Origin of the sequence: Streptomyces olivochromogenes (genome assembly GCF_021538895.1) — a bacterium.
GTDB lineage: Bacteria > Actinomycetota > Actinomycetes > Streptomycetales > Streptomycetaceae > Streptomyces > Streptomyces olivochromogenes_A.
Genome location: NZ_JADDRL010000138.1, coordinates 1 through 23,491 on the forward strand (window position 1 = coordinate 1; position 23,491 = coordinate 23,491).

Annotated in this window: 24 protein-coding genes and 1 pseudogene; 13 read left to right on the top strand and 12 right to left on the bottom strand. The window is 72.0% G+C overall.

What is annotated here, in order from left to right; genetic code table 11:
* The 4 genes and pseudogenes from IPZ69_RS40515 to IPZ69_RS40530 all read left to right on the top strand — a co-directional run.
* A pseudogene (locus IPZ69_RS40515) lies at positions 1-762 on the top strand (serine/threonine protein kinase); the annotation flags it as partial.
* 158 nt (positions 763-920) lie between these two features.
* Positions 921-1,925 (top strand): hypothetical protein, encoded by a 1,005-nt coding sequence (locus IPZ69_RS40520; RefSeq protein WP_235459757.1) that lies wholly within the window; start codon positions 921-923, stop codon positions 1,923-1,925.
* Positions 1,926-1,987: 62 nt separating this feature from the next.
* A complete protein-coding gene (locus IPZ69_RS40525) occupies positions 1,988-2,413 on the top strand; it encodes an SsgA family sporulation/cell division regulator (RefSeq protein ID WP_235459758.1) in 426 nt (141 codons plus the stop codon).
* 67 nt (positions 2,414-2,480) lie between these two features.
* A complete protein-coding gene (locus IPZ69_RS40530) occupies positions 2,481-3,143 on the top strand; it encodes a DUF2238 domain-containing protein (RefSeq protein WP_235459759.1) in 663 nt (220 codons plus the stop codon).
* Here IPZ69_RS40530 and IPZ69_RS40535 read toward each other — a convergent pair.
* The 5 genes from IPZ69_RS40535 to IPZ69_RS40555 form a co-directional block, all read right to left on the bottom strand.
* A complete protein-coding gene (locus tag IPZ69_RS40535) occupies positions 3,117-3,605 on the bottom strand; it encodes a DUF6328 family protein (protein ID WP_235459760.1) in 489 nt (162 codons plus the stop codon). The two genes, IPZ69_RS40530 and IPZ69_RS40535, sit on opposite strands and share 27 nt — an antisense overlap.
* Positions 3,606-3,652: 47 nt before the next feature.
* Positions 3,653-4,636 (bottom strand): aldo/keto reductase, encoded by a 984-nt coding sequence (locus tag IPZ69_RS40540; protein ID WP_235459761.1) that lies wholly within the window; start codon positions 4,634-4,636, stop codon positions 3,653-3,655.
* A gap of 83 nt (positions 4,637-4,719) precedes the next feature.
* Positions 4,720-5,316 carry a TetR/AcrR family transcriptional regulator gene (locus tag IPZ69_RS40545; RefSeq protein ID WP_235459762.1) on the bottom strand — a complete coding sequence of 199 codons (597 nt, stop codon included), beginning with the start codon at positions 5,314-5,316 and terminating at the stop codon, positions 4,720-4,722.
* Entirely contained in the window at positions 5,313-6,782 is a 1,470-nt protein-coding gene (locus tag IPZ69_RS40550) for an MFS transporter (RefSeq protein WP_235459763.1), read from the bottom strand. The genes IPZ69_RS40545 and IPZ69_RS40550 overlap by 4 nt, the downstream gene beginning before the upstream one ends.
* 66 nt (positions 6,783-6,848) lie before the next feature.
* Positions 6,849-8,111: an FAD-dependent monooxygenase gene (locus tag IPZ69_RS40555; RefSeq protein ID WP_235459764.1), complete on the bottom strand. Its 1,263-nt coding sequence runs from the start codon at positions 8,109-8,111 to the stop codon at positions 6,849-6,851.
* Between the two features lie 360 nt (positions 8,112-8,471).
* Between IPZ69_RS40555 and melC1 the strand changes: the two genes are divergently transcribed.
* Both melC1 and melC2 read left to right on the top strand, forming a co-directional pair.
* Positions 8,472-8,903: an apotyrosinase chaperone MelC1 gene (gene melC1, locus IPZ69_RS40560; protein WP_235459765.1), complete on the top strand. Its 432-nt coding sequence runs from the start codon at positions 8,472-8,474 to the stop codon at positions 8,901-8,903.
* A gap of 34 nt (positions 8,904-8,937) precedes the next feature.
* A complete protein-coding gene (gene melC2, locus IPZ69_RS40565; protein WP_235459766.1) occupies positions 8,938-9,759 on the top strand; it encodes a tyrosinase MelC2 in 822 nt (273 codons plus the stop codon).
* Here the strand turns inward: melC2 and IPZ69_RS40570 are convergent, their stop codons facing one another.
* Both IPZ69_RS40570 and IPZ69_RS40575 read right to left on the bottom strand, forming a co-directional pair.
* Positions 9,760-10,452 (bottom strand): ribonuclease H family protein, encoded by a 693-nt coding sequence (locus IPZ69_RS40570; RefSeq protein ID WP_235459767.1) that lies wholly within the window; start codon positions 10,450-10,452, stop codon positions 9,760-9,762.
* A 78-nt stretch (positions 10,453-10,530) separates the two neighbouring features.
* Positions 10,531-11,325, bottom strand: a complete 795-nt coding sequence (locus IPZ69_RS40575; RefSeq protein WP_235459768.1) for a VOC family protein — start codon at positions 11,323-11,325, stop codon at positions 10,531-10,533.
* Between the two features lie 165 nt (positions 11,326-11,490).
* Here IPZ69_RS40575 and IPZ69_RS40580 point away from each other — a divergent pair, with 165 nt between their 5' ends.
* The 5 genes from IPZ69_RS40580 to IPZ69_RS40600 all read left to right on the top strand — a co-directional run bounded on the left by IPZ69_RS40580 (position 11,491) and on the right by IPZ69_RS40600 (position 17,155).
* Entirely contained in the window at positions 11,491-12,498 is a 1,008-nt protein-coding gene (locus tag IPZ69_RS40580; protein WP_235459778.1) for a zinc-binding alcohol dehydrogenase family protein, read from the top strand.
* A gap of 226 nt (positions 12,499-12,724) precedes the next feature.
* Complete coding sequence (locus IPZ69_RS40585) at positions 12,725-14,167, top strand: family 2B encapsulin nanocompartment shell protein (RefSeq protein ID WP_235459769.1); 1,443 nt, start codon at positions 12,725-12,727, stop codon at positions 14,165-14,167.
* A 16-nt stretch (positions 14,168-14,183) separates the two neighbouring features.
* Positions 14,184-15,236, top strand: a complete 1,053-nt coding sequence (locus IPZ69_RS40590; protein ID WP_235459770.1) for a family 2 encapsulin nanocompartment cargo protein terpene cyclase — start codon at positions 14,184-14,186, stop codon at positions 15,234-15,236.
* Positions 15,237-15,283: 47 nt separating this feature from the next.
* Positions 15,284-16,162, top strand: a complete 879-nt coding sequence (locus IPZ69_RS40595; RefSeq protein ID WP_235459771.1) for a geranyl diphosphate 2-C-methyltransferase — start codon at positions 15,284-15,286, stop codon at positions 16,160-16,162.
* Positions 16,163-16,264: 102 nt separating this feature from the next.
* A complete protein-coding gene (locus IPZ69_RS40600; protein ID WP_235459772.1) occupies positions 16,265-17,155 on the top strand; it encodes an aminoglycoside phosphotransferase family protein in 891 nt (296 codons plus the stop codon).
* A 64-nt stretch (positions 17,156-17,219) separates the two neighbouring features.
* Here the strand turns inward: IPZ69_RS40600 and IPZ69_RS40605 are convergent, their stop codons facing one another.
* Positions 17,220-17,702, bottom strand: coding sequence for a VOC family protein (locus IPZ69_RS40605; RefSeq protein WP_235459773.1), 483 nt, complete (start codon positions 17,700-17,702; stop codon positions 17,220-17,222).
* A gap of 123 nt (positions 17,703-17,825) precedes the next feature.
* Between IPZ69_RS40605 and IPZ69_RS40610 the strand changes: the two genes are divergently transcribed.
* Complete coding sequence (locus IPZ69_RS40610; RefSeq protein ID WP_235459774.1) at positions 17,826-19,031, top strand: epoxide hydrolase family protein; 1,206 nt, start codon at positions 17,826-17,828, stop codon at positions 19,029-19,031.
* Between the two features lie 4 nt (positions 19,032-19,035).
* On the opposite strand, the gene IPZ69_RS40615 is transcribed toward IPZ69_RS40610, so the two are convergent.
* Entirely contained in the window at positions 19,036-19,413 is a 378-nt protein-coding gene (locus tag IPZ69_RS40615) for a helix-turn-helix domain-containing protein (RefSeq protein WP_235459775.1), read from the bottom strand.
* 98 nt (positions 19,414-19,511) lie between these two features.
* Entirely contained in the window at positions 19,512-20,093 is a 582-nt protein-coding gene (locus tag IPZ69_RS40620; RefSeq protein WP_374295557.1) for a DinB family protein, read from the bottom strand.
* 219 nt (positions 20,094-20,312) lie between these two features.
* Between IPZ69_RS40620 and IPZ69_RS40625 the strand changes: the two genes are divergently transcribed.
* A complete protein-coding gene (locus IPZ69_RS40625) occupies positions 20,313-21,200 on the top strand; it encodes an RNA polymerase sigma factor SigF (protein ID WP_235459776.1) in 888 nt (295 codons plus the stop codon).
* 60 nt (positions 21,201-21,260) lie between these two features.
* Here IPZ69_RS40625 and IPZ69_RS40630 read toward each other — a convergent pair whose 3' ends face one another.
* Both IPZ69_RS40630 and IPZ69_RS40635 read right to left on the bottom strand, forming a co-directional pair.
* Positions 21,261-21,713, bottom strand: coding sequence for an ATP-binding protein (locus IPZ69_RS40630; protein ID WP_235459777.1), 453 nt, complete (start codon positions 21,711-21,713; stop codon positions 21,261-21,263).
* A 146-nt stretch (positions 21,714-21,859) separates the two neighbouring features.
* Positions 21,860-23,491 (bottom strand): DUF6777 domain-containing protein (locus IPZ69_RS40635; RefSeq protein WP_374295562.1); only part of this gene is annotated, 1,632 nt, incomplete at its 5' end.

Genomic DNA, 23,491 nt, shown 5'->3' on the forward strand with positions numbered 1-23,491 from the left:
ACCATGCTCGCCGGGACCGCGCTGGCCGTCGCCACCGTGTCGGCCGCCGTGCTCGCCGGCACCCGCGGGCTGCCCGGCACCGACAGCACCGGCACGGCGGCCGAGGCACCCCGGCCGTCCGCCACGGCCGCCTCCGGCGACGCCCGCCCCGACGGCCACGCGACGCGTCCCTCGCCCGCGCCGAGCCGCACCGCCGCGCCCGCGCGTCCCGGGACCGCCTCGCCCTCCGCCCGGCCGAGCGCCTCCCCCTCGGCCACGCCGTCCGCCTCGAAGCCGGCCCCGGCGAACGCGCTGCCCGCCGGCTTCAGGCGCTACACCGCCCCGGAGGGCTTCTCGGTGGCCCTTCCCGCCGGCTGGCAGCGGCTGGAGACCAAGCGCGCGGGCAACCAGGCGTTCCGCGTGACCTTCGGTCCGGGCGGCGACGACCCGCGCACCCTGGCGGTCACCTACAGCGCGCGCGTGGGTCCCGACCCGGTCGCCGTCTGGCGGGACGAGGTCCAGCCCGGCCTGCGCAAGCTCCTCGGCTTCCGGCTGATCGGCGCCATCAAGGCGACCAGTTACCGGGGCCACAAGGCCGCCGACATGGAGTGGCTCGAGGGGTCCGCGAAGAACGGCACACGCACCTTCGGCCGTGGCTTCCTCATCGGCGGGCACCGCAGCTTCTCCCTGCGCTTCACGGCCCCGGCCACGTCCTTCGACGGCACCACCGACCGACTGGCCCTGAAGACCTTCCTCCAGACCTTCCGGGAACCGGCGAACTGATCCGGCGGGGTCCGCCAAAGCGACGCAATGGGCCATATAGGCTGCCGTTCTGCGCCCGCGCAGACCAACCCGCCCCGCTCCCAGGAGAGTCATCCGTGACCCTAGCGATCGACCCGTCCGAGACGTCCGCAGTGTCCCAGGCGTCTGCGGTGTCTCAGATGTCTCCGGCACCCCTGTCCGACCTCGTGGCGCGGGACGCGCGCGAGTTCGGGGTCTACGCGCGGACCGGAGGCTGGACCTTCGCGCTGATGGTGGCGCGCAGCGTACGGCCCGGCGGCCAGGGCGCGGACGAGACGGCGAAGGTGTCGGCGAAGGAGTTCGCGGAGCTCGCCGGGTGCTCCGCCGAGCGGGTCATGCGCTACTACAAGGCCTGGGACCGGGCCGCCGACGACGGTCTGGTCCCCCACTTCGAGGAGCTGGCACCGGGCCAGGAGGTCGAACTGCCGGACGCGGACGTGTGGCTGGGCTACTACGTCTCCCGCTCCAGCGCCACCTCCGAGCGCGGCACCGCCATCGCCGAGGCCGCCGAGGCCGAGGGCATCCGGCCCACCAAGGCCCTCGAAGTCGCGGAGAACCCCACCGCCCTGCGCGCCGCGATCCTCGCCGACCCGTCCACCGCCCGGGCCGCCCGTACGGCCCTGCTGGACCGGGTGCGCGAAGACCCCGAGCTGCAGGCCGAGTTGGCGCGGGACGTCGTCCGCACCGACGACCTGAAGAAGGCCGTGGCCAGCGAGAGCCGGTCGGCGGACCGGATCGGCTACGTGCGCCAGATCGCCGAGTCGGGACAGATCAGGACGCCCGCCGGGCAGACCGTGGACGCGCCCGTCGAGGTGCGCCAGGAGGCCGAGCGGCACCTGTCGCTCATCGACGAGCTGGACGACGGCGAGGACTGCGGCGAGTGGGCCACCGAGGCCTACGACACGATGAAGTCCCTCGTCACCGAGACCGTCGAGGCCGACCCGGAACTGCGGGTCACGGAACGGCGGACGAAGTTCTACAACAGCCTGCAGAAGGCGACCCGCGCGTTCGAGGAGCTCACCTTCGACGACGCCCAGGACTACTACGAGGACGACATGGTCCAGCGCCTCGAAGAACTCCAGCAGGCCATCGGCAGCTGCCTCACCGCGCTGCGCGGCGCTCGGGAAAATCAACGCGACGAGTGAGCATCCCGGGCACGAGAGGGGTACTAGAGGACACTACGTCGACCGTCCTCGGAGGCCCACGCGTGAACACCTTCGTGCACAAGACCCTCGTGGTGCAGCTCCAGGCGGGCGGCACGGGCCGCTGCAGCGTGCTCGCCCACCTGATGTACGACGCCGACGACCCGTTCGCCGTCACCGCGGTCTTCGCCCACGACGGGCATGTGCTGGCCCGCTGGCGGCTGGACCGGCAGCTGCTCGCCGACGGGCTGCGCGGGCCGGTCGGCGTCGGGGACGTACGGCTGCGGCCCGTGTCCACCGGCATGTGGCAGGAGCTGCGCCTGGAGTTCCTCGGCGATGCCCGGCCCGACGGCGGCCGCCACCACGCGGTCGTGCACGCGTGGGCGCCCGCCGTCGCCGCGTTCCTGCGCGAGAGCCGGGAGGTCGTGGCGCCGGGCCGGGAGGAGGTCCGCGTCGACGACCTCCTGGCGGAAATCCTCGCCGCGGGCTGAGTAGCCGTACTCATGTCCCGCCCGGACCGCTCGGCCACGATGGGGCTCCCACGACAAGGAGTCCGCCATGGCCGCAGTGCACACCTCCCCGCGCCGCTCCCCACGCCTCACCCTGCCCGTCCTCGCGGCCGGGGTGGTCGTCGCCGGCATGGCCCTGTCCGCCTGGGGCGCGCGGGATCGCACGACGTGGTTCCTGGAGACGGTGTGGGTGCTGGTCGGGCTGCCGCTGGTGGTCCTGACCTGGCGCCGCTTCCCGCTCACCGGGCTGCTGTGCGGGCTGCTCGCCGTGCACGCGCTGGTCCTCGCGCTGGGCGGCCACTACACCTACGCGCAGGTGCCGCTGGGCGACTGGGCGCGCGACACGTTCGGCCTGGACCGCAATCCGTACGACCGCTTCGGCCATCTGATGCAGGGCTTCGTCCCGGCCGTGCTGGTACGGGAGCTGCTCAGCCGCACCTCGCCGCTGCGCGGCAGCCGCTGGCTGGCCCCGCTGACCGTGTGCGCCTGCCTCGCCTTCAGCGCCTTCTTCGAGCTCCTGGAGTGGGCGGCGGCGGAGGCCGGCGGGCACTCGGCGGACGCGTTCCTCGCCACCCAGGGAGACGTCTGGGACACGCAGTGGGACATGTTCTGCGCCCTGATCGGGGCCGTCCTGTCGCTGCTGCTGCTCAGCCGGGTGCACGACCGGCAGCTGGCGGCCCTTGAGTCAGCGCGTCGTGTGCCGGCGGCGTGACCACAGCGGCAGCCCGTACCAGCACACCAGGTACCAGGCGACCACGGCCGCGACCAGCCAGGGCACGAAGGCGTCGTGGGTCGCCACCCGCAGGATGAGCAGCAGCGAGGAGGTCATGGTGGCGAGCAGCAGGACCAGCCCGACGAAGGTCATCCGGGACGCCAGCCGTACCGCCTGGGGCTTCACGCGCCTCCCCGCGACCACGCGGTGCAGGGAGACGGGGCCGATCAGGGCGCCGGTCGCGCAGGCGCCGAGGACCACGGTCACGATGTAGATGACCTGGTCGGTATGGGGCAGGTCGGCGTACTTAGGGGTGAAGACCACGGTGAGCAGGAAGCCGAAGAGGATCTGCACACCGGTCTGCGCGACGCGGACCTCCTGGATGAGCTCGCCCCACATACGGTCGGCTCGCTCCTCCTCGGTCTCGTCGCGCCCGGTCGGCCGCGCTTCCACCCGCTCCATGGGGAGCGGGTAACCGTCGCGCCGATCCTTCAAACGGTCGGGGCGTCCTACCAGCGGCCCTCCACCTGGTCCTTGATCCGGCGCTCGTACAGGTCCCGGATCGCCGTGACCGTCTCCTCGGGCAGCGGCGGGAGCTTGGCGGCGGCCGCGTTGGCCCGGGCCTGCTCCGGCGAGCGGGCGCCCGGGATCACGGTGGTGACACCGGGCTGCTCGACGATCCAGCGCAGGGCCGTCTGGGCGGGGGTCCAGCCCTCGGGGGTGAGCGCGGCGAACTCGGCGGCCGCCTCGACGCCGGTGGCGAAGTCGACGCCGGAGAAGGTCTCGCCCTGGTCGAAGGCCTCTCCGTGCCGGTTGTAGGTGCGGTGGTCGTTCGCCGCGAAGACCGTGTCCTTGGTGTACTTGCCGGTCAGCAGGCCGGAGGCGAGCGGCACGCGCGCGATGATGCCGACGCCCGCCTCCCGGGCGGCCGGGAGCACCTCGCGCAGCGGCTTCATGCGGAACGGGTTGAGGATGATCTGCACGCTCGCGACGTTCGGCCGTGCGATCGCGGTGAGCGCCTCCGCGCAGGTCTCCACGCTGACGCCGTAGGCCGCGACGCGCTCCTCCTCGACCAGGGTGTCGAGGGCGTCGAACACCTCGTCCGAGGAGTAGACCGGGGTCGGCGGGCAGTGCAGCTGCACCAGGTCGATGCGGTCGACGCCGAGGTTGCGGCGCGAACGGTCGTTCCAGGCGCGGAAGTTGTCGAGGACGTAGTTCTGCGGGATCTGCTCGACGCGGCGGCCCATCTTGGTGGCGACCAGCACGTGCAGGTCCGGCCTGCCGCTCAGGAAGGCGGCGATGGTCTCCTCGCTGCGCCCGTCGCCGTACACGTCGGCGGTGTCGAAGAAGGTCACCCCCGCCTCGGCCGCCGTCTCCAGTACGGCGAGGGCCTCCTTGTCGTCCACGTCGCCCCAGTCGGCGCCCAGCTGCCATGTGCCGAGGCCGACGACCGATGCCCGCTGACCCGACCTGCCGATTACGCGTTCGTCCATGACGCCAGTCTGTCACCTGTCCAGGACCCACGCGGAACGCACCGCTCCGGTTGCCTGCCCCGCGCCCCCGGATCACGCGCGGCTCACCGCAGGGGCGTCAACTGCTCCTGTACGACGGGGCCGTAGCGGTCGGCGATGTCGTCGGGGGAGGTCGCGCGCAGGTGGCTGCCGCGGGCGATGCCGTACATCACGCCCAGGCCGAGGAGCGCCGCGACGGCGAGTTCGGCGCGCAGCCCCGCGTCGGGGCCGTCGAGGCGCTCGGCGAGCCGTTCGGTGACCTGGGCGCGGAAGTTGGCGCGCAGGATCTCGCCCTGGTCGCCGTGCAGGGGCGCGAAGGCGATGCGCAGCAGGGGGTCGGCGCCCCGCTCGCGCTGGCTGCGCACGACGTGCCGGACCATGTGCCGGCCGAGGCCCTCCAGAGGGGCGTCGAGGAGGCTCGCCGCGTCGGTCTCGAAGGACATGACGCGGGCGAACAGGGCGTCCTTGTTGCCGAAGTACTTCAGGATCAACGGGGGGCTGACACCGGCGCGTTCGGCGACCGCCTTGAGGGTGATGTCGGCGTGGGCGTGCCGGGCGAGGAGGTACCGGGCCGCCTTGAGGATGGCCGCCTTGGTCGCCTCGGCGTCCCGGCGGGCGGGCGCGGGCGGGGAGGTGCCGGGTGGAGTGCTCACGGCACTCATGCTCCCTCCATCGCCTGGTCGCGCGCGCCCCGGGTGCCGCCGGGGGCGGAGCGGGGGCCGTCGCCGGGCGCGTCCCCGGGGATCGACAGGGCCGCGGCCGAGGCCGCGAGGGCGACCGCCGCCGCCATCGCGAAGGCCAGCAGGTAGCCGTGCAGCGTGGGCACCGGGGCCCCGCCGACCGGGCTGGTGTGGTGCACCAGGACGGCGGCGACGGCCGCGCTGGAGGTGGCCTGGCCGATGGTGCGCATCAGGACGTTGACGCCGTTGGCGGAGGCGGTCTGCCCGGCCGGGACGGCACGCAGGATCAGGGTGGGCAGCGCCGAGTAGGCGAGCGTGGTGCCGGTCGCGACCACCGTGGCCCCGAGGATGATCATCCACAGGTCGCGGCTGTCGGCGATGCGCACCGCGTAGCCGCAGGCGATGACGGCGGCCCCCAGGGCGAGGGTGACGCGTGGGCCGCGGGCCGCCGAGATGCGGGCCGACAGGGGCGAGAAGAGCAGCATGGTGACGCCGCCGGGCAGTAGGCACAGGCCGGTGGCGACGATCGACAGCCCGAGCCCGTATCCGGTGGCCTTCGGCGCCTGCACGAGCTGGGCCGTCACCAGCGAGTTGGCGTAGAAGGCGAACCCGGTCAGCAGTGCCGCCACATGGGAGAGCCCCACCCGGGGGTGCCACGCCAGCCGCAGGTCGACCAGCGGTTGCCGGGTGCGCAGTTGCTGCCACCACCACAGGGCGAGGACGACGAGCGCCGCGAGGAAGAGGCCGAGGATCCGGCCGCTCGTCCACCCCCACTGCCCGCCCTGGGAGACCCCCAGCAGCAGGCAGGTCAGTCCGACGGCCAGGCCCAGCGCGCCGAGGGCGTCGAACCGGCCCGGCTCCCGCACCGGGGACTCCCGCACGGCCCACCACACGGCCGTCACGCCCGCGGCGCCGAGCGCGCTGGTCAGCCAGAACATGGTGTGCCAGTCGGCGTACTGCACGACCAGCGCGGCGAGCGGCAGGCCGAGGGCGGCGCCGATGCCGACGGTGGAGCTCATCAGCGCGACCGCCGAGCCCCGCCGCTCGGGCGGCAGTTCGTCCCGCAGGATGCTGATGGACAGGGGCACGACGGCCGCGGCGGCGCCCTGGAGCGCGCGGGCGGCGATGAGGACCCCGATGTCGGAGGAGAGCGCGCACAGGACCGAGCCGACGGTCATCAGCGCGAGGGCCGCCATCAGCACCCGCCGTTTGCCGTACATGTCGCCGGCCCGGCCGAGCACCGGGGTGAGGACGGCCCCGGCGAGCAGGGTGGCCGTCACCATCCAGGAGACCGCGCCCGGCGAGGAGCCGGTCAGCCGCGGCAGGTCCGGGAGCAGCGGGACGACCACGGTCTGCATGACGGCCATGAGGATGCCGCCGAAGGCCAGGACCGCGATGGTCGGCCGGCTCCGCTCGGGCTGGACGGATATCGGCGCGGTCTGGTCCATCGGCACTCCGTCGGCGGCAGGCATCGGCTGGTGAATACGAATTCACCCTAGCGAGTGAATGGTCATTCACCAAGTTTTCCTTGGTTGTTCGCGGGCGCCGCGCCCGAGGTCGCTCCGCTCGCGCACGCCCGAGGAGCGGGCGTGCAGGGCCCGCGCGGCCCGCGGCCCGAGCCACCGCTTCAGCCTGCGCAGCGCCTCCAGCTGTCCGCAGGCCTTGTCGAGGCCGTAGTACAGCTGCGGCGGGACGTACGGCAGCAGCGGCGAGTGGCGCTGGCCGAGCAGGGCGAACATCCGGTGCGGGGGCAGGTGGATGTAGCGGGGCAGGTTCTCGTACCACTGGGCGCTGTGGCGGGCCGCGCTCTGCACGGACAGCAGCTCGGACCTGCGCCGGCGCTCGTAGCCGGCCAGGGCCGCCGGGAGGGAACCGGGTGCGCGCAGGGCGTCGGCCAGGGCGATGGCGTCCTCCAGGGCGAGGGTGGTGCCGGCGCCGATGGAGTAGTGGGTGGTGTGGGCGGCGTCGCCGAGCAGGACGAGGTTGTCGCGGTACCAGGTGCGGTTGGTGAGGGTGCGGAAGGTCAGCCACCGGGCGCTGCCGTCGGCCGGGGAGCGGCCGATCAGGGGGTGGCCGTCGAGCACTCCGGCGAAGAGCTTCTCCAGGAGCGCGAGCCCGTCGGCCTCGTCGGCGCGGTCCAGTCCGAGGCCGGTGAAGGTCTCGGGGGCGCACTCGACGACGCAGGTGCCGTGCTCGCCGCTGTAGCCGTAGCCGTAGCACCAGATCCAGCCGTGGCCGGTCTCGACGAAGGCGAAGGTGAAGGCGTCGAAGACCTTGGTGGTGCCGAGCCAGATGTAGTGGTTGCGGCCGGAGTCGGCCGCCGTGCCGAAGTGGTCGGCGTGCCGGCCGCGCAGCGCGCTGTGCACGCCGTCGGCGGCGACGACGAGGTCGGCGTCGGTGCCGGCCGGCACGGCGGTGATCTCGCTCCCGTACTCCAGCCGTACACCGAGCGAGCGGGCGCGCTCGGCGAGCAGGGCGAGGAGCTGGTGGCGGCCGATGCCGAAGCCCTGGTCGCCGTGGTGCCGGGTCGTCAGGTCCCGTACGTGGGCGACGCCGTCGCTCCAGCGGACGGAGTGCTCCTCGACGGCGCGCGCCGACTCGGGGTCGTGCGCGTCGAGCTTGTCGAGCAGGCTGCGCCAGTACGTCACTCCCCAGCCGTAGGTCGATCCCTCCGGGTCGCGTTCGTGGACGGTGATGTCGTGGGACGGGTCCTGCCGCTTGAGCAGGATCGAGAGGTACAGGCCGGCGGGCCCGCCCCCGACGCAGACGACCTTCACGCGCACACCCCTGAAGCCACTCGGCGAAATCACTCGACGCAGTCGAACGGGACCGCAGGGTAACAGGGCGAGGGCGGGATGCCGGGCTTTCGGATCGCGTCAGTTTGGCGCGGTGAGCCGCGCCACTCGCCCGGGTGCCGCCCGCGAAAGATCACCGGAAACCACCTCCTGTCGGCAAGGAATTCCCCATTCCGGGCATGAAGATCCTCATCCGCAGCAAGATCATCTTTGTTCAACTCTGCATGACATGTTGGCACTTGTCCGGATCACGGCCAACCGACTCCGGGCGATTTCTCCCGGTCTCGCGCGAGCCGATAGGCATACGGAGTCACCTCCCGACAAACGTCCAGGAGATCCCGCATGCCCGAACTCAGCCGTCGCCGCGCGCTCACCGCCGCGGCCGCCCTCACCGTCGCGGCCGGAGCCCAGGCCCTCGCCGTTTCCGCCTCCGCCGCCCCGGCCACCTCGGCCGGGCACGAAGAACACACCGGACACACCGGACACAACGAGCACACGGGGCACCGGCCCGGCTCCCCCTCGGCCTTCGACGAGGTCTACAAGGGCCGCCGGATACAGGGGCGTCCGACGACCGGTGGCGGTCACCACCACGAGCACGGCGGCGGGTACTCCGTGTTCGTCGACGGGGTGGAGCTGCACGTGATGCGGAACGCCGACGGCAGCTGGATCAGCGTCGTCAGCCACTACGACCCGGTGCCCACCCCGCGCGCCGCCGCCCGTGCCGCGGTGGACGAGCTGCAGGGCGCCGCGCTCCTCCCGTTCCCCGCCAACTGACCGCCCCCGCCAGGACATCCGGAGTACCCGCACCATGACCGTACGCAAGAACCAGGCCAGCCTGACCGCCGACGAGAAGCGGCGGTTCGTCGCCGCCCTGCTGGAACTCAAGCGCAACGGGCGCTACGACGAGTTCGTCAGGACGCACAACGCCTTCATCATGTCCGACACCGACAACAGCGAGCGGACCGGGCACCGTTCGCCGTCCTTCCTGCCCTGGCACCGCAGATTCCTGCTCGACTTCGAGCAGGCGCTGCAGTCGGTGGACGCGTCGGTGGCGCTGCCGTACTGGGACTGGAGCACCGACCGCACGGTGCGCGCCTCGCTCTGGGCGCCGGACTTCCTGGGCGGCACGGGGCGCAGCTCGGACGGCCGGGTGACGGACGGGCCGTTCGCCGGGTCGAGCGGCAACTGGCCGATCAATGTGCGCGTCGACGGCCGTACGTTCCTGCGCCGGTCGCTCGGCACCGCCGTGCGCGAGCTGCCCACCCGCGCCGAGGTCGAGTCGGTGCTGTCGATCGCGACGTACGACATGGCGCCCTGGAACAGCGCCTCGGACGGCTTCCGCAACCACCTGGAGGGCTGGCGCGGGGTCAACCTGCACAACCGGGTCCATGTGTGGGTCGGCGGCCAGATGGCCACCGGTGTCTCCCCCAACGACCCGGTGTTCTGGATGCACCACGCCTACATCGACAAGCTGTGGGCCGAGTGGCAGCGCCGGCACCCGGGGGCCGGCTACGTGCCGGCCGCCGGGACGCCGGACGTGGTGGACCTGAACGAGACGATGAAGCCGTGGAACACCGTGCGTCCGGTGGATCTGCTGGACCACACGTCGTTCTACACCTTCGACGTCTGATCAGGCCTCGGCGGTACGGCACTCCGGGTGGCCCCAGCCCTGCGTGTTCTTGGCGATGGACTCGCCGGCCGCGTAGGAGCGGCCGCACACGCAGCGGCCGGGGAACTTCGCCTTGATCGTCCGGGCGGAGGAGCCGCCGGCCTGCTTGCGGGGCGTCTTGCGGCGCGGGGCGGCGGACGCCGCGGCGGGGGACGACGGCGGCGGCTCCGGCGAGCCGAGGGCGCTGCCCGCGGACTCCTGCGCCGAGGCCGCCTGGCTGGCCGCGCGGTCGGCGAAGTCGTTGAGCGGGTCGCCGTCGACCTGGTGGGCGGCGACGTAGCGGAACTCGACGGAGCGGCCGTCGAGCAGCTCGTCGATGCGCACCACCAGCTCCTGATTGGCGACCGGCTTGCCGGCGGAGGTCTTCCAGCCGTTGCGCTTCCAGCCCGGCAGCCAGGTGGTGACCGCCTTCATCGCATACTGCGAGTCCATCCGGACCTCCAGCGGCACGCCGGGGTCGGTCGCCGCCAACAGGCGCTCCAGCGCCGTCAGTTCGGCGACGTTGTTGGTCGCACGGCCGAGCGGCCCCGCCTCCCAGCGAGCCGGGGTCGCCAAGTCGTCGGACACCACCCAGGCCCAGCCCGCCGGTCCGGGGTTTCCCTTCGAAGCCCCGTCGCACGCGGCCACAACTCGTTCACGCATGGGCACGATCATGCCACGACGCCGCGGACCGGCCGGTCGCCGAGGTCGCGGCCCGTCGCAGCCCGTCGCGGTGGGACGCCCGGGCCCCGGTCAGACGTCCGTGGTCCGGGGCATGTCCCCTTCCGTGGTCGTGACGTCGATCACCGAGAAGTTCGCGCCCTGCGGATCGCTGAGCGCCGCGAACCGGCCGAAGGGACTGCTCATGGGCCCGAACCGGAGGACGGCGCCGAGCTTGGTGGCCTTGGCGACCGCCTCGTCGCAGTCGGCGACGGCGAAGTACACATTGATGTACGAGGGCACCTCGGGCGGGAACTCCTCCGTCATCTTCATCCGGCCGAGGACCGCGTTCTCGTCGAGATTGAAGATCCGGAAATCCACCGCGTCGTCCTCGATCTGCTGCGCGGTATAGGGGAAGACGGTGGTGAAGAAGGGGTCCGCCGTCTCGGGCTCCCGGGTGAAGACCTCGGCCCAGCAGTAGGCGCCGGGCACCTCCCTGGCCTCGAAGCCCTCGTGGACGCCCGCCTGCCACACCCCGAACACGGCTCCGCTCGGCTCACGGGCCAGGCACATCGTGCCGAACTCGCCGACCTGCATCGGCTCCATCAGGATCTCGCCGCCGTTCTCACGGATCCTGGTGGCGGTGGCGGCGGCATCGGGCGAGGCGAAATAGAGGCACCACTGCGACTGGCCCTCCTGCCCCTGCATGGGCGGGACGACGGCCGCCACCGCATGGCCGTCCACATAGGCCTGGGTGTAATTGCCGTACTCCGACGACGACTCGCCGAAGGTCCATCCGAGGACGTCGCCGTAGAAGCTCTTGGCTCCCTCGACGTCGCTGAACATCGCATCGGCCCAGCAGGGGGTTCCTTCAGGTTGCACGGCCATGGTCGTGGCCCTCTCGGGTGAGACGGACTGTCCGAAACTCACGCTAGCCATCCCCCGGTCGGCCCGCGCGCCGAACCAGTCGGTCTGTTCGACACTGGGAGAGCGGAGACGGCGGCCTTCGGCAGGACGGGGCACGGCATGACGGACCCGATGACGGCGGCGACGATGCGGGCGTGGTCGGTGGACCGCCCCGGACCGGTCGAGGGGGAGCCCCTCCGGTTCGTCGAGCGGCCGGTGCCCGTACCCGCCGACGACGAGCTCCTGGTCCATGTGCGCGCCTGCGGGGTGTGCCGGACCGACCTGCATGTCACCGAGGGGGACCTGCCCGTGCGCCGGCCCGGGGTGACACCGGGCCACGAGGTGGTGGGCGTCGTCTCCGGGACCGGGGCCTCGGTCGAGGGCTTCGCGGTGGGTGATCGGGTGGGGGTGGCCTGGCTGCGGCACACCGACGGCGAGTGCGACTACTGCCTGCGGGGCGCCGAGAACCTGTGCCCGCGGTCGGAGTACACGGGGTGGGACGCGGACGGCGGTTACGCGGAGTACACGACGGTCCCGGCCGACTTCGCCTACCGGCTGCCGGGCGCCCTGGACGACGTGGCGCCGGCGCCGCTGCTGTGCGCCGGGATCATCGGCTACCGCGCGCTGCTGCGCGCCGCGCTGCCGCCGGGCGGCCGCCTCGGGCTGTACGGGTTCGGCGGCAGCGCCCATCTGTGCGCGCAGGTCGCCCTCGCCGAAGGTGCCACCGTGCACGTCCTCACCCGTGGCGCGGACGCCCGGCGGCTGGCCCTCGACCTGGGCGCCGCCTCGGCCCGCGACGCCTACGACCTGCCGCCGGAGCTCCTGGACAGCGCGATCCTGTTCGCCCCGGTCGGCGACCTGGTCCCGGTCGCGCTGCGGGCGCTGGACCGGGGCGGGGTCCTGGCGGTCGCCGGCATCCATCTGACCGACGTACCGACCCTGCACTACGAGACCGACCTGTTCTACGAGAAGGAACTGCGCAGCGTCACCTCCAACACCCGGGCGGACGGCCGCGAGTTCCTGGCGAAGGCGGCGCTGCACGACGTCAGCGCGACGACGCACACGTATCCGCTGTCACAGGCTCCCCAGGCGCTCAGGGACCTCAAGGCCGGCCGCTTCGACGGGGCGGCGGTGCTGGTGAACGATCTCTCCTGAGGCGAAACCCGAGGCAGCACCGGGTGCCGGGGCGGAACACCGGCGCGTGATCACGTACGCCCGCGCCGTGCGCGACAACCGGGATGTTTACACCACCAGATCATGAAACCGCCCCCTTCACGCCGTACCGGGAGATCACTTCCGGCTGTTTCGCTGGTCCAAGCGCACGACCAACTCGCTCACCACCGACCGATCCGGTCACCCCGTTCACCTCCCGGGAGGGAATGTGTCCACACCGGACAGCGCCGCCGGTTCCGCCGTCGACGAACCAGCCCCCGAGCCCGCGTCCGCGGCGCAGCTCACCAGTCTCAGCACCAGGGCCGCACGCCAGCTCGCCACGACCACCAAGTCCGAACCCCAGATGCAGGCCATCACCTCCCGGTGGCTGCTGAAGTCCCTGCCGTGGGTGGACGTCAAGGGCGGCGCGTACCGCGTCAACCGGCGCCTCCAGCTGAGTACCGGCCGGGGGCGGGTGCACTTCGAGCACAACGGCGCCGACGACATCCGGGTCATCCCCGAGACGCTGACCGAACTGCCCGTGCTGCGCGGCTACCCCGACACGGAGGTGCTGCGGGAGATCGCCACCCGGTTCCAGCCCCGTCATGTCCGGCCGGGACAGGTCCTGTTCGAGGCCGGACAGCCCGTCACGGAGTCCTACCTCGTCGTCCACGGCCGGTTCACCCGCTACACCGCCGGCAAGTACGGCGAGGAGGAGCTCATCGGCGTCGTCACCGACGGCGACCAGATGGGCGACGAGGCGATCGGCCAGTCGGACCCGCTGTGGCTCACCTCGGTCCGGGCCGAGACCTCGGGCGTGGTGCTGGCACTGTCCTGGGCGGTCGTCGAGGAGTTCACGGACCGGGTGCCCTCCCTCGCCGAGCACCTGCGGTCCTATGTGGAGCGGCAGCTCAGGCCGATGAACCGCAAGGGCGAGGCGGAGGTCCCGCTGCAGGCCGGCCACGTCGGCGAGCCGACCCTGCCCGGCGCCTTCGTCGACTACGAACTCGCCCCGCGCGAGTACGAGTTGTCGCTCACCCAGACCGTGCTGCGGGTGCACACCAGGGTCGCCGACCTCTACAACGACCCGATGAACCAGACCGAGCAGCAGATCCGGCTGACCGTGGAGGAGATCCGCGAGCGCCAGGAGTGGGAGCTGGTCAACAACCGGGAGTTCGGGCTGCTGCACAACGTCGACTACGGACAGCGCGTCAGCACGTTCACCGGCCCGCCGACCCCGGACGACATGGACGAGCTGATCTCCATGCGCCGCAAGACCAAGGTGCTCCTCGCCCATCCGAAGGCCATCGCGGCGTTCTTCCGGCAGTGCAACAAGCGCGGCCTGGTGCCCGGCACGGCGAACGTCGACGGGCACGAGATCCCCGCCTGGCGCGGAGTCCCGATCTTCCCCTGCGGCAAGATCCCGATCACCGACGAGCACACCAGCAGCATCATCGCGCTGCGCACCGGAGAGGCCGACCAGGGAGTCGTGGGCCTCCACCAGACCGGCATCCCCGAGGAGTACCAACCCGGCCTGAACGTCCGGTTCATGGGCATCGACTCCGCCGCGATCATCAGCTACCTAGTCACCGCCTACTACTCGCTGGCCATCCTGGTCCCGGACGCGGCGGGGATCCTCGAAAACGTCCAGATCGGCCGGACCGCCGACTGACGGCCTGGAGCACACCATGAGCTCACCCACCCACTCCTACACGCTGCCCGGGCCGCCGGACATCGCCCGGACCATGCGCCCGACCCGGCGCACCGGAGTGATCCCCGGACTGCACCACCGGCCGGCCGCGCCCGCCGACCCGGAGAAGGCCGCCGAGATCGACCGCCGGCTGGAGGCCTGGGCCCGTGACCTCGATCTGTTCCCGCAGGCCTGGAAGGGGGACTTCTCCGGCTTCCAGTTCGGCCGGGCCGTCGTGCTCCAGCATCCGGGCGCCCTGGACCTGGACCGCCTGACCGGGGCCGGCAAGCTGCTGCTCGCCGAGAACATCGTGGACTCCTGCTACTGCGAGGAGGACGAGGGCCGGGGCGGATCACGGCGCGGTCTGGGCGGCCCGCTGATCATCGCGCAGTCGGCGCTCGACCCCTTCCACGGCGTCCCGGAGCTGGAGGAACAGTGGCGCGAGGGCCTGCGGGCCGACGGACCGCTGCGCTCGTACCAGTTCGCTCTCGCCGACTACGCCACCTTCGCGACCCCCAGCCAGACCGACCGGTTCGTGCACGACATGGCCCGGCTGCACCTGGGCTACCTGGGCGAGGCCGCCTGGATGGAGTCCCGGTACACCCCGCGGGTCTGGGAGTACCTGGTGATGCGGCAGTTCAACAACTTCCGGCCCTGTCTGTCGATCGTCGACGCCGTGGACGGCTACGAACTGCCCGAACAGCTCTACGCCCGCCCGGAGGTCCAGCGGATCACGGCGCTCGCCTGCAACGCCACCACCATCGTCAACGACCTCTACTCCTTCACCAAGGAACTGGCGAGCGACCCGGATCACCTCAACCTGCCGCAGGTCGTGGCCGCCAACGAGCGGTGCGGGCTGAAGGCCGCCTATCTGAGGTCCGTGGGGATCCACAACCGGATCATGGAGGCCTTCGAGGAGGAGTCCGCCGTCCTGTCCGCCACCTCGCCCCTCGTGGAGCGCTACGCCCAGGGGCTCGCCGCCTGGGTGTCCGGCAACCACGAGTGGCACTCCACCAATACCCACCGCTACCACCTCCCCGACTACTGGTGACCCGGGGATCTTCGAAACGCCGTCAGACGCATCACGAGGAGTCACTGTTGACCACCGCACCCGTCGCCCGGACCACGACCGCACCGGTACCGACCCAGTCCACGTACCAGACCCGCGTCGCGGACTACTGGAACGCCGAGGAGAACCCGGTCAACCTCGAACTCGGAAAGATCGACGACCTCTACCACCATCACTACGGCATCGGCGAGGCCGACTGGGCGGTGCTCGACGAACCGGACTCCACCCTGCGCCGGGAGCGGGTCACCGCCGAACTGCACCGGCTCGAGCACGCCCAGGCCGAACTCCTCGCCTCCCAGCTCGGCCCGCTGGCCCCCGCCGACCGCGTCTTCGACGCCGGCTGCGGGCGCGGCGGCGGCAGCGTGGTGGCGAACCTCCGGTACGGCTGCCACGCCGACGGCGTCACCATCTCCGCCAAGCAGGCCGAGTTCGCCAACGAGACGGCGCGCAGGCGGGGCATCGACGACAAGGTGCGCTACCACCACCGCAACATGCTCGACACCGGCTTCGAGTCCGGCGCGTACGCGGCCTCGTGGAACAACGAGTCCTCCATGTACGTGGAGCTGGACCTGCTGTTCGCCGAGCACGCCCGAGTGCTGCGCCGCGGCGGACGCTACGTGGTGGTCACCGGCTGCTACAACGACACCTACGGACGGGCCTCGCGCGAGGTGTCCCTCATCAACGCCCACTACATCTGCGACATCCATCCGAGGTCGGCCTACTTCCGGGCCATGGCCCGCAACCGTCTGGTGCCGGTCCATGTGCAGGACCTGACCGAGGCGGCGATCCCCTACTGGGAACTGCGCCGGCAGGCGGACCACTTGGTGACGGGGATCGAGGACACGTTCCTGTCCGCGTACCGCAACGGCAGCTTCCAGTACCTGATGATCGCGGCCGACCGGGTCTGAGCGCGGCCGGTTCGCCCGGGGGCGGTGTCGCGGGACACCGCCCCCTCGGCATGCCTCGAAATTCGGTCGACAGCGGGCCCGCCCGGCGCTGGAATGGGCCGGATGTGTGCGGTGAAGATGCGTGAGGACGAGGTCGACATCGATACCTCGCTGGTCCGGCGCCTGGTCGCCGGGCAGTTCCCGCGGTGGGGGTCGTTGCCCGCGGAGCGGCTGAGGTCCGCCGGGACCGAGAACGCGATGTTCCGGCTGGGCGCGGACATGGTCGTACGACTGCCGAGGTATCCGGGTGCCGTCGCGAGCGTGGCGCACGAGCAGCGCTGGCTGCCCCGGCTCTCGCCGCTGCTGCCCGTGCCCACACCCGAGCCGCTGGGGCGGGGCGGACCCGGCGCGGGCTTCGCCTGGCCCTGGTCCGTCTATCGCTGGCTCGACGGGCGCAACCCGGTCGCCGGGGCCGTCGAGCGGCCCGGACCGCTCGCCGAGGACCTCGCCGCGTTCGTCCGCGCGCTGCGCCGGATCGACGCGCGCGAGGGACCGCCCGGCCACCGGGGCGTCCCCCTGGCGGCCCGGGACACGGCCACCCGCGAGGCCGTCGCGCGGTTGGCGGGCCGGGTGGACACCGCGGCGGTCACCGATCGCTGGGCGGAGGCGTTGCGCGCCCCGGAGCACACCGGTCCGCCCGTCTGGGCGCACGGCGACCTGGGCCCCGGGAACGTCCTGGTCGCGGACGGCCGGCTCAGTGCCGTGATCGACTTCGACTGTGTGGGGGTGGGCGATCCGGCCGTCGATCTGATCGTGGCCTGGAACCTGCTGCCCGCGGCCGCCCGGGACACCTTCCGCCGGGCCGTGGGCGCCGACGACGCCGAGTGGGCGCGCGGCCGCGGCTGGGCGCTGTCGATCTCCCTCATCCAGCTGCCGTACTACTGGGAGACCAACCCGGTGCTGGCGGAGAACTCACGGCATGTGATCCGGGAGATCCTCGCGGAATCCGCGTAGGGGCCCGAACCGGTCGGCACGGACCGGCCCACGCGGGCCGGCCGGCGCGGGCCCCGGCGGATGCTCACTCCCCCGCGTACGCCTTCTCCAGGGCGGCGATGTCGAGCTTGCCCATCGAGAGCATCGCCTTGGTCGCGCGGGTCGCCTTCTCCGGGTCCGGGTCGCTGATCATGCCGTCGAGCCGGTCCGGGACGACCTGCCAGGACACTCCGAACCGGTCCTTGAGCCAGCCGCAGGGCCCGGGCTCGCCGCCGTTCTCGGTGAGCTTGGTCCAGTAGAAGTCGATCTCCTCCTGGTTCGCGCAGAAGATCTGGAAGGAGATCGCCTCGTTGAACTTGAACTCCGGTCCCCCGTTGAGCGCGACGAACTTGCTGCCGTTGGCCGTGAACTCGACGGTCATCACGGTGCCGGCGGGACGGGGGGCGCCCTCGGGGTAGCGGGCGACCCTGCCGACGGCGGAGTTCTTGAAGATCGAGACGTAGAAGTGGGCGGCCTCCTCGGCCTGGTCGTCGAACCAGAGGCACGTGGTGAAACCGTCGGTGGCCATGAGCTACCTCCTGGGGCGTGGAACTCGGTCATCAGTGTGGACCGGTGCCCGCCCGAGAACTCATCGCTCGGGCGGCCCATTAATCCGGACGGGTCCAAGGAAGCTCGGATTAGCATCCGGATCATGACGTCTTCGCCCGCCGAGAGCATCCGTCCGTTCCGTATCGCGATCCCGCAGACCGACCTCGACGATCTCCACGACCGCCTCGACCGCACCCGTTGGCCGGACCAACTGCCAGGCACGGCCTGGGCGTACGGCGCGCCGGCGGACTACCTGCGCGAACTCGTGGGGTACTGGCGGCACACGTACGACTGGCGGGCGGCGGAGGCGCGGCTCAACGAGTGGCCGCAGTTCCTCACCACGATCGACGGGGCCGACGTCCACTTCGCGCACGTCCGCTCCCCGCAGCCGGACGCCACCCCGCTGATCATCACCCATGGCTGGCCGGGCTCGATCGTCGAGTTCCTCGACGTCGTCGGACCGCTCACCGACCCGGCGGCACACGGCGGCGACCCGGCCGACGCGTTCCATGTCGTGGTCCCGAGCATCCCGGGCTTCGGACTCTCCGGCCCGACCACGCAGACCGGGTGGGAGGCGGGCCGCATCGCCGACGCGTGGGCGGAGCTCATGCGTCGTCTCGGCTACGAGCGCTTCGGCGCCCAGGGCGGCGACTGGGGCGCCGCGATCTCCCGCGAACTGGGCCGCGCGCACCCCGACCGGGTCATCGGCGTCCACCTCAACCTGCTGCCGGGCGCGCAGGCGGCCACCGAGCCCACGGCCGAGGAACTGGCCGAACTCACCCCCGAGGAACGGGAGCGCACGCTCACCTCGTGGCGCCGGTGGGCCGAGTGGTCGCGGGAGGGTACGGGGTACGCCGTCCAGCAGTCGACGCGGCCGCAGACCCTGGCGTACGGCCTGACGGACTCCCCCGTCGGCCAGCTCGCCTGGATCGTGGAGAAGTTCCGGGAGTGGACGGACTCCCAGGAGCTGCCGGAGGAGGCCGTCGACCGGGACCGGATGCTCACCAACGTGATGCTGTACTGGCTGACCGGGACCGCCGGGTCGTCCGCCCGCGTCTACTACGAGCGGGCGCACGCGAGCGGCCGCGCGGCGGCGCCGGAACTGCCCTCGCCGACCCCGACCGCGATCGCCCTCTTCCCGGCCGAGATCCAGCTCCCCTTGCGGCACAAGGCGGAGCGCACGGAGAACCTCGTGCGCTGGACGGAGTTCGACCGGGGCGGTCACTTCGCGGCCATGGAGGAGCCGGACCTGCTGGCCGACGACGTCCGGGCCTTCTTCCGGCAACTGCGCGAGAAGAACGCCGGCTGAGCCGTCAGGCGACCAGGCACAGCCCCCGGTAGGGCGAAGTGGGCACACGGCGGCCCGTGTCGACCTGCCGGACCAGCTCGCCCTGGACAAGGGAGAGCAGATCACCGAGGCCCAGACCGAGGGCGTGGGCGGCGGCCGCGAGGACCTCCGAGGAGGCCTCCTTGCGGCCGCGCTCGATCTCCGAGAGGTACGGCAGGGAGATCCGGGCCTGTTCGGCGACGTCCCTCAACGTGCGCTCCTGCGCCTGGCGCTCCCGGCGCAGGACGTCACCGACGAGGTCGCGCCACAGGGGCTCCTTGGGCTCGGGGGCGGGTGCTTGCGGGCGGGCGGTCCCCGGGCGCAGGGGAATCACGCGGGCTGCGTTCGGCACGTGGTCGGTCATCTCCTCAGCCTATGAACACCGGGTGCGCAGGGAAGGGCGCGCGGTTGCGCCCTCGGTGGAATCGCGGGACGGGCCGGTCGCGGCGGGACGGGCCGCCGTCACTGCCCCACCCGGCCGTCGATCCGCTCCCGCAGGAAGTCGGCGTGGCCGTTGTGGCGGGCGTACTCCTCGATCATGTGGACCAGGATCTCGCGCAGGGCCATCGGCTCGTCCCCGTCCGTGCCGGTCACGTCGAGGCTGGACGCCTCGTCGACGAAGCGTTCGGCGAAGGCCACCTCGGCCCGCCAGGACCGCCATGCCTCGGCCACCGCCTCGGGGTCGGGCACGGCGCCGTCGAAGTCGCCGCTGGGGTCCTCGGCGGTGCGGTAGCGGCGGGGTACGTCCTGTCCGGCCATGACCTGCCGGAACCAGTGCCGTTCGACGTCGGCGAGGTGGCGTACGAGGCCCAGCAGCGAGAGGTTGGACGGCGGCACCGAACGGCGGGCCATGGCCTCGGCGTCCAGCCCCGCGCACTTCATCTCCAGGGTCAGCCGCTGGTCGCGCAGATAGCCGACGAGCGTGTCGAGTTCCCCGACGAATCCGCCGTCGCTGCGCGGATCGTCCTCGGGGCGGACGAACATGTCCCACCATCCGAAGGACCGGTCGGGCTGCGCGTGTTGCGACTGTGTGATGTCCGTCATACGGCTGAGCATCGGCGGAGGTCCGCCGCCGGCGCCACCCATTTTGCGCCACGCCCGTCCACAGGGCGCATGGGCCGGGTCACTCCGGGTACCCGCACCACCAGGCACGCATGGGACGCGGTCTTCCGGGTACCCGCCGCTCGCGACAACTGGGCAGGGCTCGGGAACACACCAAGCCGAAGAGGCAGACGTCGAAACGTGACTTACGTGGGAGAGGCAATGGAAACCGCCGGGATCCGGTCGGCAGCAGGGGTCGTCGAAACGGGCACCGAGGACAGGGCGGGCGAGGGATCGCTGCCGGGCATCGAGGACCCGAGCGCGATCGCTCCGCGTGACGCACGAGAGCTGTCACGCGAGTTCTTCCGGCGCCTGACGGTGCTGGAGGAGGGCACGCACGAGTACCAGTACGCGCGCAACACGCTGATCGAGATGAACATGTCGCTGGTGCGGTTCGCGGCCGGCCGGTTCCGCAACCGCGGCGACGACATGGAGGACATCGTCCAGACCGGGATGATCGGTCTGATCAAGGCGATCGACCGGTTCGAGCTGGCGCGCGAGGTGGAGTTCACCTCCTTCGCGCTGCCGTACATCGTCGGCGAGATCAAGCGGTTCTTCCGTGACACCACCTGGGCCGTGCACGTTCCGCGGCGGCTGCAGGAGCTGCGCGTGGAGCTGGCCAAGGCGCGCGAGGAGCTCTCCAGCAGGCTGGACCGCGAGCCGACGGTCGCCGAGCTGGCCACGCTGATGAACATCACCGAGAACGAGGTGGTCGAGGCCCAACTCGCCTCCAACGGCTACAACTCGGCCTCGCTGGACGCCGCGCTCACCGGCGACGGACCCGAGGACGGCGAGTCGGTCCTCGCGGACTTCATCGGCGTGGAGGAGCACGGGCTGCGGCTCGTCGAGGACTTCCAGTCCCTCGCCCCGCTCATGGCCGAACTCAGCGACCGCGACCGGGAGATCATCCATCTGCGGTTCGTGGAGGAGGCCACCCAGGCGGAGATCGGCGAGCGGCTCGGCTGCTCCCAGATGCATGTCTCACGTCTGATCAAGCGGATCATCGCCCGGCTCCGGCAGGGGATGCTGGGCGAACTCGGCTGCGCCTGACCGGTCGGCCGCCGTTCGGCGATCGCCGGTCGTCGATGCCCGGGCGGTGGTGTGCGCGCCTCAGTGAGCGATGCTCACCTGCGCGCACACCCGCTTGCCGACCGGTACGCGTTCGGCGGTCACCCGCGCCGCCAGGGCGTGCACGATCTCCAGTCCGTGCCGGCCGACGCGCTCGGGGTCGCGCGGGAAGCGGCGCGGCAGGGCGGCGCTGCTGTCGTAGACGGACACCGTGACCTCGGTGTCGGTGCCCTCCATTTCCAGGATGTAGGGGCCGTTGCTGTGCCGGTCCGCGTTGGTGACCAGCTCGCTGACGACCAGGAGCAGGTCACCGTCGGTCCGGTCGTCGATGAGGGCGCACCATTCGTTCCTGAGCTGGTCGAGGAAGAGCTCGGCGAAGGTCCGTGCCTGGGCGATGCACCCCGGTTCGCCGGTGTAGTGGGCCGCCCGTCGCAGGGGTTCCACGGGCACGTCGAAACCAGTCGGTATCACTGCCTCGTCCGGGTGGTCGGTCATGCGTGTCTCTCTCGGAATCCGGCCTGGCCGGTCACTGCTGCAACAGTGCTCGTACCCCGAGAGGGGCCGTACAGTCCCGGACGCTGTTCGCCCACCGCGCACATCGGACATGTCCGCCGGGCGGCTCGGGTGCCGGGAGGTTCCGCCTAGGACTCCTGCTGCTCCTGCTGCTGCTCCGGCTGCTGCTGCTCCTGCTGCTGCTCCGGCTGCTGGGGCCCGGAGGTCTCCTGAGGCCCGGACGTCTCCTGGGGACTCGACGTCTCCTGAGGCCCTGACGTCTCCTGCTGGCCGGACGTCTCCGCCGGCTGCGTGGCCGTTTCGGAGCCGGCCTCGCTGGTGGTCCGGGTCTCGGGCGCCGAGGTCTCCGGGGCGGAGGACTCGGGGCCCGATGTCGTCGCCGACTCCGTGGTCGGCTCCTGCGTGGTCGGCTCCTGCGAGGTAGGGGCCTCGGAGGACGGCGACTCAGGGGACGGGGACTCGGCCGAGGGCGACTCCGACGACGGGGACTCCGATGAGGGCGACTCCGACGACGGGGACTCCGAGGACGGGGATTCGGAGGACGGCGACTCCGACGACGGCGACTCCGACGACGGCTTCTTCGACGACGGCGACTCGGAGCCCGGAGACTCGGACGTACCGGACGAAGACGGCGAAGTGTTCGTGCCCGACGGCGACGTCGAGGTACCCGACGGGGACGACGTGGTCGTCGAGGGCGAGGTCCCCGAGGGCGACGAGGTGGGCGTCGACGGCGACGCGCTGGTCGTCACCGGCACGCACGGGGGCATGGAGCCGCCGGGCGGCCGTGTCTGGCCGGGCTTGCAGGGCGGCGGCGGGATCACCGGGTCGACCCAGTGCGACGGCGGCCTGGAGTACTGGTCCCGGTGACCGTGGTCGCCGCGGTAGCGGTGGAACCACTGGTCATGACGGACGTCGAAGATCACGAAGACCTTGATGACCTGGCGCGCGGGAGCGATGAAGACGACGTTCGAGGGCCGGTACGACGCCCAGGTGTCGCCCGTGTGCCGGGGCGTGCCCTTCTGCGCGACCGGCGGGGTCATCGGGTTGCCGCAGGCGCAGCGCATCCGGGGCACGCCGTGGCTGTCGACCAGGACGGCGGTGCCCGCCTGCAGGACGGACTGGTAGTCGGTGGCGCCCCCGTCGCGGTAGCCGTGGTTGGTGACGCGGGTGTCTGCGCGCAGCTGCACGGGGGTGAGGGAGCGCAGGTAGCCGGGGACGGAGCCCGGCTGGACGCCGGCGACCGAGGCGAAGGCCTTGTTCCGGGACGGGGCGGCCCCCAAGTACTTGATCTGCTTCTCGACGTCACAGGGGGACGACTTCTGAATGCCGCTGTACAGGCCGGGCGACCCGCCGTCCACGCCGCGCACCGCGGTGACCGGCCCGGACTCGTTGCCGGGGGCGGTGCCCGAGGCGGTGGAGGTGCCCCGGCCGGTGGCGGTCCCCCGGCCGGTGGGCGTGCCGGGAGCGGTCGCGGTGCCCTGGCCCGTGGCCGTACCCGTGCCCTGGCCCGTACCCGGGGCCGTTCCCTGCTCCCTGGAGGGCGGCGGAACGGAGCTGTTCGTCGCCGACGACGGCGTGAACGGGTCGGGCCCGGTCTTGTTCGCGGCCTGGAGGAAGACCTCGCCGCCCTTGTTCGAGCCGCCGCCCCCGTTGGTGAGGACGACAGCCACGATCACGGCGACCACGACGGCGGTGGTGAGCACCGCGATCCGCGGTGCGGAGCGCCACCAGGGCAGGTGCGGTTCCGGCGTCCCGCCGCC